The organism is Legionella nigrisilvae, assembly GCF_977063395.2.
Window position 1 is genome coordinate 807,237 of record NZ_CDRUGZ020000038.1, and the last position, 9,866, is coordinate 817,102.

A 9,866-nucleotide genomic window follows, 5' to 3' on the forward strand; every position below is an offset into this window, starting at 1 on the left:
ATCCGGGGAGAATGGATCCATTTGAAGAATTTCCCGGGTTACGCTTTGCTTCACCCAGGCTACACTTCTAAAAAATAAAAGACAGGGAAAGATGGACTACTTGTTTTGAGTTAAGGTTAAAAATTCAGCTCGGCTTGTTGGGTTATTCCGCATATCACCAAGCATTACTGAAGTAGTCATTATCGAGTTTTGTTTTTCAACGCCACGCATCATCATGCATAAATGTTTGGCTTCAACGACCACTGCAATACCACGTGCCCCAGTAATTGATTCTAAGCAGTTTGCTATTTCTGAAGTTAATCGCTCCTGAATTTGTAAGCGTCGCGAGAAGTAATCAACAATACGGGCAACTTTCGATAATCCTATTACTTTTCCATTAGGAATGTATCCAACGTGGCACTTGCCAAGAAATGGAAGTAAATGGTGTTCGCACATGGAGTACATTTCAATATCCTTGACTATAACCATTTCACTCATATCAGAATCAAAAAGCGCGCCATTAATAATATCTTCAAGGCTTTCATTGTAGCCTTTAGTTAAATAACGCATGGCATTGGCAGCGCGTGCAGGGGTATCAAGTAACCCTTGCCGACTTACATCTTCGCCTAATTGGATTAGCAATTCTTTATATAGGTTTTCCATTATTTTTTCCTACCCAGGGGGCCATGTCATACGACGTCCGCCCAGTAAATGTAAATGAATATGAAATACTGTCTGGCCACCATCGGGATTAATGTTTAAAACTAATCGATATCCTGCTTCACTTATTCCTTCAGTTTGAGCAATTTTTTTTGCCCCTAAAATCATTTTTCCCAACAGGGCCTGGTTTTCATCGCTGGCATCATTCAGCGTAGCAATATGCTGCTTCGGAATAATCAGCAGATGTTTAGGAGCTTGCGGGTTGAGATCGTGAAATGCCATTATCTCATCGTCTTCAAAAACTACTGATGCAGGGATCGCACCTTGTGCAATTTTGCAAAACAAGCAATTCATAAGCAATCTCATTTTGATTAAAAAGGGGTATTATACATTGCATTGCTTATAATGCGACAGCTTCTCTTTGCCTTTTAATGTGTTTTTTCGCATAATAGCCGCTTTATGTTGCAATTTTGCATTAGGGTTGGGATTAATAAAGCGATTGCGACGCGTTGCATTTCTTGGAAAAAGCTTTGTCCTTAAGGAAAGGCGTTTGTTGAGTTATGAAGGCTGATATGTCTAGTGTTTTAACTGTATTTAAGAGGGGAGAAGAATAAATGAGTTTAATGAGAATTAGTAGTGGTCGTGATCTACCCAAGGAAATTAATGTAATCATTGAAATCCCAATGCATAGTGAACCTGTAAAGTATGAAGTAAATAAAGAATCAGGAGTATTATTCGTTGACCGCTTTTTAACCACCCCTATGTTTTATCCTGTAAATTATGGTTATGTCCCTCATACTTTATCCGAGGACGGGGACCCTGTTGATGTCCTCGTAGTAACTCCTGTTCCTCTAGTTGGTGGTTCGGTTATTCCCTGCCGACCAGTAGGTATGTTAAAAATGACTGATGAGTCAGGGATAGATGCTAAAATCTTGGCTGTTCCAATAAATAAATTAACTAAAATTTATGAATCAATTGAGACCCATGAAGATTTGCCACAACATCTATTAAACTCTTTAGAACACTTTTTCAGTCATTATAAAGATTTAGAAGAAGGTAAATGGGTTAAACTGGATGGCTGGGTTGGACCAGAGGCTGCATTCGAAGAGATTAGATCCAGCGTAGCTCGTTATAATAAAGAGCAAAAATAGATAAGTTAATTTTTGTCTGATGAAATTCCGGGTTTGGTAGGTAGGCGCGAAGCCTACCCCCCTGAGCCCATCGTACAATTCTAATTATAGCTTTGAGTTCAAATTGACCTTATCTCGCTTTCTTTTGAACCATATGATACTTTATTTTGTGTAATAAAAGCTTGAGGAAATTCGGTGACGTTCCATCTTTCTACATTGTTCATCATTTTGCTTTTTTTAATTTTGTTAGCTGCTTTTTTTTCGGGTACCGAAATCGGAATGATGTCGATTAATCGTTACAAGCTAAAGCATCTGGTCAAGAAAGAAAATAAACAAGCTTCGCGAGTGAATCAAATACTCTCTCGACCTGATCGCCTTTTGAGCGTTGTCTTAATCGGTAATACCCTTGCTAATATTCTTGCTTCCACAATCGCAACGTTGATTGGCCAGCACATTTATGGCGATGCGGGTATTGTTATCGCTACCGTCATTTTGACGCTGGTGATTTTGGTATTTGCTGAAATGATCCCTAAAACATATGCAGCTATTTATCCCCAACAAGTAGCATTTGCTACTTCATTGCCTTTACAAATTCTCCAATTAATCTTTGCACCCTTGGTATATATTAGCAGCTCTATGTCGAACGGAGTTTTACGTTTATTTCGCATTTCAATAGACAAAATACAAAAGGAATCCTTAACGAATGAAGAGTTACGCTCAGTAGTCCATGAAGCAGGAGGGCTATTACCTGTTGAGCATAAAAGTATGGTAATAAGTCTTCTGGATTTGGAACAAGCTACTGTGGAAGACATTATGATTCCTAAATCGGATATTGTGGGTATCGATATCGAAGAACCTTGGTCAGAAATTTTGTATCAATTAGAAACAGCAAAACATACACGCTTGCCTTTATACCGTAATTCAATTGATGATTTGGTTGGAATGATTCACGTACGTGATGTGCTAAATCTGGCTATAGAAAATGAACTGGATCTTGATAGCCTACTGAAAGCGGCCGATAAGCCATATTATATTCCTGAGGCTACCTCGCTTAATATTCAAATTTTAAATTTTAGAAAAATGAAGAGACGTAGTTCTTTTGTTGTGGATGAATATGGCGACATTCAGGGTTTAGTCACAATGGAAGATATACTTGAAGAAATAGTAGGCGAATTTACTACTGATGTGGCTGCTCTAAGCCGAGATATCACCCCACAAAGTGATGGCTCGGTTATTGTTGATGGAAGTTTAACTTTGCGACATCTAAACCGTTTAATGGGTTGGCAATTGCCGATGATAGGTCCAAAAACATTAAGTGGCTTAATAGTTGAACATCTTGGCTATATTCCTCCAGCTGAATCCTGCTTAATGATAGAAAACTATCAGATGGAAATATTAAAAGTCGGCGATAATACAATTAAAAGTATCAAGATGTTCAAAGTAAGTAAAAAGCGCAAATAAGAAATCTATTTTGTATCGCTTTCTTTTAACGTGGTTACTTGTGCCGTAAACATATAACCTCCATTGCGAATGGTTTTGATTAATGCCGGTTTCTTTGCATCTACTTCAATTTTCTGGCGCAGTCTACTTATTTGCACATCAATTCTTCGATCAAAGGGATTCAGATCACTATTTTTAGTGATTTGTAACAAAAACTCTCTATCCAAGATGCGTTGAGGTTGCAGTACAAAAGTAAGGAGCAAATCATATTCGCCTGCACTTAATAATAATTCTTCATGGGACTGCTCACGAAATACTTGCCTGGACGCTGGGTAAAGGCGCCAGTTGGAGAATACTAGAACTTCTTTTTCCTGCTCAGAGAGTTGTTTTGCCCGTAAAACACGGCGATTTATTGCACTGACTCGAGCATGGAGCTCTCTAGGTAATAAGGGTTTTACAATAAAGTCATCTGCTCCTGCTTCGAGTACTTTGATACAGGCATCCTCATCTGGGGTATCGTTTAAAATCAATAAAGGCACCGGATAATTTGTATAAAATTGATGAATTGCCTGGAGGTCATTTTTCAAAATCGACCAGTGGATTAGAATAGCAATAGGTTTTCCTACCACATTTTGGATGGGAGTAACTAATTGCTTTTGCTGAACAATATTGATATTAAATTGTGCAAAGTATTTCTTGAGATCCTCACTCACAGGATCGTTATCGATGAATAAAAGATAACTGGGTTGTGGCATTAAATAATTCCCATTTTTTTGAACAGCATTCGTCGTAATTTTGGCAAGATTAGTTTCGACTTGCAATTATTTTCGTTATTATTCTATAAGTTATTGCTACGATGTGCTGTGTTTCGCTGGAACGAATGCTATTTTAAATCGTTTAAATAAACCTATAGGTAGAAAGTTACCTTTCCGGGATACTGTTATATCAGGACAACGCTTTAGGAGTAGGGATGATTCAGAATAAAACTCAGTTTTCAAGTTGGTTTGTAACAGACAATGATCGAGCAAAGACTTTAGTCAAACATGAACTGAAAATGCTGAACAATGAGCTTCAGAGAAATATAGAAACTACTTCCAATCCAGAGACTCATCCTGAAGTGAGGTTTTTATGTCACTCTATAGCAAATAAATATTTAGATTATTTGCAATTATTGGATCAAAATGTAGCTCATATCCCCCAAAAATTAGGTCATGAATTATCTTGGTCCCAACGTTTTAATCAGATTGCTCTTTTAGAGCAAAAATTGGCCTCACCACTAGATATTGAAGAACAAATAGAACATTTACAGCAAATCATCTCTTTATATCAAGGTGTGCCATCTACGGAATTGACTAATCAGGTTTCTCTTTATTCAATGCAATTACAACGAATATTTTCTGAGCGAGAATTAAGTTTATGGTTGGAAGGATTTGTTGATTTTTTGAATAAAAGTGATATTGAACAGTGTGGATGGGGAGCGGTATTTTATGACTGGAATGTTGAACAACAACACCTCGCATTGGATTTTTTTGGTAATCCTAAATGTGCTGATTTAGTAAATGAAATTTTTTTCTATAAGGTACATCCGGATAAATTATTTGCGGGGGTAATGCACCCTGAAAAATTAGTTTCGATTCAAATGCGGCTAGGAATACTGCATTATTATATCGATTCAATGCAACAAAAACTGTATGAGATTGCTTTACAGAAAGGTTTTGGACTTGGGGTCGACTATTTTTTGCATGATGAAGAGTTACCTCAAGGTGTTCGAATTGAGACAAGTGATGTGATCAGAAAAATGATCCAATCAGCTGTTAAGAGATTAAAGCTTAGTTCAAATCCAATCAACGCCAAACGAGATAATGTTAATTACGTATCTGATCTAAAGCGCGCTTATAAATTCTGCTTTAACCCAAATCGTTTAGTTGATGCAGTAATGATTTTACAACAAAATTTATTGTCAGGTGCAGTGGGGCAAAAGAATAATATACTTCTTTTTCAAGAAAAAATGATGGCATTGTATAATCAACTTACGACCACGGAATGCTTAGATTTATATGGCTACTTTGCCAATAACGATACACAGCAATTACTTTATACTTTCTTTAATATCACTCGGGGTGGCACTTTTGATTGGTTACCTTTACTTAATAATGACGAAAAAATAGCAGTCCAGACGGTTTTTGATGCCTTGCTCTGTGTTATGGATGCGTTGCGTATCGAATTAGGGAATAGGCATTTTCTCACTGAATCATATATGTATGATTTAACGAATTCAAACTTAAAACTAGATTATCGCAACCGAGATGCAGTATTTAGAGTAATTACACTTTATAAACGCATGAACACAATCCCTGACAATGCCATTGAGCAATTATTCCAGTCTATCGAAGATTGTGAAGTAAATTAGCGTTTTTTTTTCTTTTCCAAGAGGAATGAACGTAAATATTGAATGATGAATGCACCGAGTTTTCGTTCTCTACCAGATTGCGTTAATGGAATGCCGATTTTTCGCGAAATTTTAGCTTTAAGAGCAGAGATTCCAATAAGTCTTTTCCATGAAAAACCACCTCGATTCATTATTCTAATCCTTATGATAAATAGGATGAGTATACTATTGTTTTATTCAGTTTAGGAGTTTTCAAAAGGGGTATATTATGCTTTTATTCATGATCAGGAGAAGGACTATTTATATGCCAATTATAGATATAACTATCAATGGTATTTATGTGCTTAAGTTGACTTTGCAACGGTTCTTTTGCAAATTGCAATAGATGAAAGATGATATCCTGCTTAGTCCCACCAAAATCCTCCTCAAACCAATCATATAATTTAGAGATGATCAGTTTTCCCTCGATGACACTTACCCCTCTAAGAGAATTGATGTAATTTGAAGCAGCTTGGTTTAATTGTTCTTCAATGAGTTTACCCTGGTAAACTTTTCTATTTAAATTGGGGGCCCCAATTGTGCCATTGCTTAGAGCATAATGGGTGCGAGGATCGTTCCAAATTGCCCTAATTATACGATTATTGATATCATCTAAAGTTAAAGAGGTGTCTTTAATAGTAATAAGGTTTGCACCCCAGGGGCCTATGCTGAATAATCCAGGCGAGATATTGATTTCTTGAATTGTAGTTACGGGGTAATAATTCGCGATAACCTGCACCGTCAAGGCGTTGTATAAATTAATCCAATATGCCAATTGCTCATCACGGTTGTATTTATTAATATCGATTTCTGCCATGCTTTTTAAATAGTCTTTGAGCAAGTTTAAATCTATTTGGGTCATATGGGCATAGTCAACTAGGTTGATGTTTTCTTCGTTGGTTACAATACGGCGATTAAGAAAATTTTGCCAAAGTTGATGTGAAATAACCTCTTTTGAAAGGGGGCTATTTACCTCCCATTTGGGCCATAAACTTTTATAGAAAGAGGCATTAGCCAGTCCGGAAATGAGAAGCATTAATATGAAAATGTATTTATAGCGGTACATTGTTTTAAACATGAATTATTGCTCTATTGCGAAGGGCGTTTCCTATAGTATTTCCATCCAAAAACTCTAATTCTCCTCCTGAGGGAATCCCATGCGCTAATTGGGTAATGTTTATTGATAAATCACGCAAAAGCTGGTGGATAAAATGAATGGTGGTTTGCCCTTCTACGCTAGGACTTAACGCCAAGATCACTTCTTTAATTTCTTCTTGAATAATGAGATTTTTGAGACGAGGTAACCCTATGTCTTCAGGGCCTAAACCATCAAGAGGAGATATTTTTCCCATGAGGACAAAATATTTACCTTGAAAAGCATTGCTTTGTTCTATAGCAGATACATCAGCCGGACTTTCCACCACACAAAGCAAGGAAGAGTCCCTATTTGGATTTTGGCAAAGGGTACAAATTTTTTGTTCTGTATAGTTAGCACAACGTTCGCAATGGTGAATGTTATTCATCGCTTGCTCAAGACATGATGCAAGGTTTAATCCTCTTTGTCTTTGATGCTGAAGCAAGTGAAACACCATGCGTTGTGCTGATTTTGGACCTACGCCTGGTAGACAGCGGAGCGCTTCTACCAAACGGTTTAACATATCCATAGTTAGGATTATTCCTTATCACCCTTGTCGCCGCCCATTAAATCAGTGGGAATATTTAGGCCTGCGGTTAATTGACTAATTTTTTCCTTAGATGCTTTTTCAATTTTTCGTACCGCATCATTGATTGCTGCAGCAACTAAGTCTTCCAACATTTCTACATCTTCTTCCATCATAGTAGGTTTGATTTTAACTTCAGTGGCATCATGTCGGCCATTCATTTTAATAACTACCATGCCACCACCAGCTTCTCCTGTAACAACTAATTGACTTAATTGTTGTTGCGCTTCTTGCATGCGTTGTTGCATTTTTTGCGCTTCTTTCATTAGGTTGCCAAGATTTTGATTCATATCCATTATTAAGGCCTCATAGGTTTATATTTAAATTCGGTATATTATAAGTCATCTTTCAGCGGGACAATAGAATTTTTGACCAATTCTGCTGAAAATTCTTGCTGAAGTTGTTGGAACATAGGATCATTTTTTAATGCAGCTTCTGCTTTCAGTTGTTTCTGTTGAGTTGCCTGCTCTTTTTGCTGTGCTGGAGAGGCTTGAACTGATTCATCACTGTTTAAAATAATTTTTACTTGAGTTTGATAATATTGACTCAGGGCTGTTTCAATGCGCGAGAATATCGTTGGTGTAAATAAAGATTGATGTCCTTTGGCCACACGTAGAGTTACCTCTCGCCCCTCTTTGGCGACCAGTTCAGCATTCTCTGCTGCATTGAGCGCTAAACCCGTGAGCTTGAGATGGGGGATAATGCTCGCCCAGTCGTTTGCTTCCTGATGAATAACCTGCGTTTTTTCTTCTACCCCTTCTTCTTGTGCGTTCCCTTCTAAATGTTCTGTAAGATTCAATACATCCTGAGATTGTTGTTTAGGAGCCTGCTCAGTAATTTCTTGGAGTAAAAGAGAGGGTTGCTGCGGTTCAGAGGATAAAAGCGTCGTATACGGGGCTAAAGGAGGGATGGCTTCTTTAAGGGCAGGTCTAAACGTTAGCATTCGCAATAAGGTCATATTAAAGCCGATGATTAACGTAGGAGCAAGATGAATTTCTTCGCGTCCTTTAAGTCCAATTTGATAAAAAAGTTGAGTGTCTTCAGCTGAAATATGTTGTGCTAGAGTCGTAATTTGTGAGGAAGGACTAATTAGAGGATTAGTATCCCCAAGGACTTGATATACAGCTATTTGATGAAGATAGTTAAGTAATTCGTCTAATACATACTGAAAATGTCCGCCTTCAATTGAAATGCATTGACTAAGTTTTAATACAGCTGCTGCATTTTGTTCTGCTAAGGCATATATTAATTGCAGGGCATAATCTTGTTGGGTATAGCCCAGGATCATTTTAACATCAGTTGCACGTAATTGAGTATCACAACTAGTAATAGCCTGATCTAAAAGACTTAAGGCATCACGCATGCTGCCTCGTGCTGCTTGAGCCAGTATATTGACAGCCTCAATTTCAAAATCCAGTTGTTCTTCTTCAAGAATCAATTGCAAATGCTGACTGATTAACTCTGTGGGCAAATGCTTTAGATTAAATTGCAAGCAACGAGATAAGACAGTTACAGGAAGTTTTTGCGGATCTGTTGTAGCTAAAATAAATTTGACATGTGCGGGGGGTTCTTCCAGTGTTTTGAGCAGAGCATTAAAACTATGCTGCGAGAGCATATGGACTTCATCAATTAAATAGATTTTGAAACGACCTATAGCGGGTGCGTATTGGACGTTGTCTAATACATCACGAGTATCTTCCACTCGAGTTTTAGATGCACCATCAATTTCGATTAAGTCAATGAATCTACCCTGTTCTATTGCATTACAGATCGCACACTGTAAACAAGGTTCGGAACTAATGCCTTTTTCACAATTTAATGATTTGGCTAAAATTCGCGCAATACTGGTCTTTCCTACACCGCGAGTGCCGGTAAACAGATAGGCATGGTGCAATCGCTGTTGATTCAGCGCATTTATCAATGCCTTATTGATGTGGTCTTGGCCAACCAGTTGGGAAAATGTGCGTGGTCGCCATTTACGGGCAAGTGCCAGATAGCTCATACATGTTTTCACGAGTTGGGCGGCAGCTCTAAGAGCCACACTCCGGCGCTCGAATCAATCGCTACCGCTGCTCCCTTCCGGGCCTGACGGGGTTCACGATCTATCGCCGCGAAGGGACCAATAGAGCCACCATAGTTGAATCGCGAAGATTAACAAAAAAAAGGAGGGATAGCCAGTCTTAACCAAAAAATATTTATAAAATTGATGTATGAGAAAATTACTAAAGGAATCATAGGAATAATATTCTGACTTTAGGAATTATCTGCCCTTCGCTTTAAATTTTCATTATGGGTATCTTATCGATGAAAATATTCTAAACCTTAGTCATTAATATATATTTCACTCTAGAACGTAACTAAGACACCTATCCTTTTTTTTGAAAAAAATGAAAAAAGTGTTTGACACTGAGAGTGAAATCAGTAGAATACGCAGCACGCCTTCGGGGCAGGTTCATTAAGAAGATAGAAGACAAACTGTGTGGGCACTTTGAAGAACCTTTGAGTGCT

General features: G+C 37.8%; 11 protein-coding genes and 1 other RNA gene. 3 read left to right on the plus strand and 9 right to left on the minus strand.

Annotated features, from left to right (window positions below; genetic code table 11):
* Window positions 1-96: 96 nt before the first annotated feature.
* Together folE and ACWTE2_RS25935 are read right to left on the minus strand one after the other, a co-directional pair.
* Window positions 97-642, minus strand: coding sequence for a GTP cyclohydrolase I FolE (gene folE / locus ACWTE2_RS25930; protein ID WP_454785009.1), 546 nt, complete (start codon window positions 640-642; stop codon window positions 97-99).
* Window positions 643-651: 9 nt separating this feature from the next.
* Window positions 652-993, minus strand: coding sequence for a histidine triad nucleotide-binding protein (locus tag ACWTE2_RS25935; protein WP_454785010.1), 342 nt, complete (start codon window positions 991-993; stop codon window positions 652-654).
* Between the two features lie 260 nt (window positions 994-1,253).
* Here ACWTE2_RS25935 and ppa point away from each other — a divergent pair, with 260 nt between their 5' ends.
* Complete coding sequence (gene ppa, locus ACWTE2_RS25940; RefSeq protein ID WP_454785011.1) at window positions 1,254-1,790, plus strand: inorganic diphosphatase; 537 nt, start codon at window positions 1,254-1,256, stop codon at window positions 1,788-1,790.
* A 174-nt stretch (window positions 1,791-1,964) separates the two neighbouring features.
* Window positions 1,965-3,230 (plus strand): HlyC/CorC family transporter, encoded by a 1,266-nt coding sequence (locus tag ACWTE2_RS25945; protein WP_182392357.1) that lies wholly within the window; start codon window positions 1,965-1,967, stop codon window positions 3,228-3,230.
* A 5-nt stretch (window positions 3,231-3,235) separates the two neighbouring features.
* Here ACWTE2_RS25945 and ACWTE2_RS25950 read toward each other — a convergent pair whose 3' ends face one another.
* Entirely contained in the window at window positions 3,236-3,964 is a 729-nt protein-coding gene (locus ACWTE2_RS25950; RefSeq protein ID WP_182393577.1) for a winged helix-turn-helix domain-containing protein, read from the minus strand.
* A gap of 215 nt (window positions 3,965-4,179) precedes the next feature.
* On the opposite strand from ACWTE2_RS25950, the gene ACWTE2_RS25955 reads away from it, so the two are divergent.
* Window positions 4,180-5,619 (plus strand): hypothetical protein, encoded by a 1,440-nt coding sequence (locus ACWTE2_RS25955; RefSeq protein ID WP_454785012.1) that lies wholly within the window; start codon window positions 4,180-4,182, stop codon window positions 5,617-5,619.
* On the opposite strand, the gene ACWTE2_RS25960 is transcribed toward ACWTE2_RS25955, so the two are convergent.
* The 6 genes from ACWTE2_RS25960 to ffs form a co-directional block, all read right to left on the minus strand.
* Window positions 5,616-5,789 (minus strand): hypothetical protein, encoded by a 174-nt coding sequence (locus ACWTE2_RS25960; RefSeq protein WP_182392358.1) that lies wholly within the window; start codon window positions 5,787-5,789, stop codon window positions 5,616-5,618. The two genes, ACWTE2_RS25955 and ACWTE2_RS25960, sit on opposite strands and share 4 nt — an antisense overlap.
* A gap of 83 nt (window positions 5,790-5,872) precedes the next feature.
* Window positions 5,873-6,715, minus strand: a complete 843-nt coding sequence (locus ACWTE2_RS25965; RefSeq protein WP_182392359.1) for a DUF547 domain-containing protein — start codon at window positions 6,713-6,715, stop codon at window positions 5,873-5,875.
* A complete protein-coding gene (recR, locus tag ACWTE2_RS25970) occupies window positions 6,708-7,301 on the minus strand; it encodes a recombination mediator RecR (RefSeq protein ID WP_454781288.1) in 594 nt (197 codons plus the stop codon). Before recR ends, ACWTE2_RS25965 begins: the two co-directional genes overlap by 8 nt.
* A gap of 8 nt (window positions 7,302-7,309) precedes the next feature.
* Complete coding sequence (locus ACWTE2_RS25975) at window positions 7,310-7,654, minus strand: YbaB/EbfC family nucleoid-associated protein (RefSeq protein ID WP_019232941.1); 345 nt, start codon at window positions 7,652-7,654, stop codon at window positions 7,310-7,312.
* A 38-nt stretch (window positions 7,655-7,692) separates the two neighbouring features.
* Complete coding sequence (gene dnaX / locus ACWTE2_RS25980) at window positions 7,693-9,360, minus strand: DNA polymerase III subunit gamma/tau (RefSeq protein ID WP_454785013.1); 1,668 nt, start codon at window positions 9,358-9,360, stop codon at window positions 7,693-7,695.
* A gap of 26 nt (window positions 9,361-9,386) precedes the next feature.
* Window positions 9,387-9,483, minus strand: an RNA gene (gene ffs / locus ACWTE2_RS25985) — signal recognition particle sRNA small type.
* Between the last annotated feature and the right edge of the window lie 383 nt (window positions 9,484-9,866).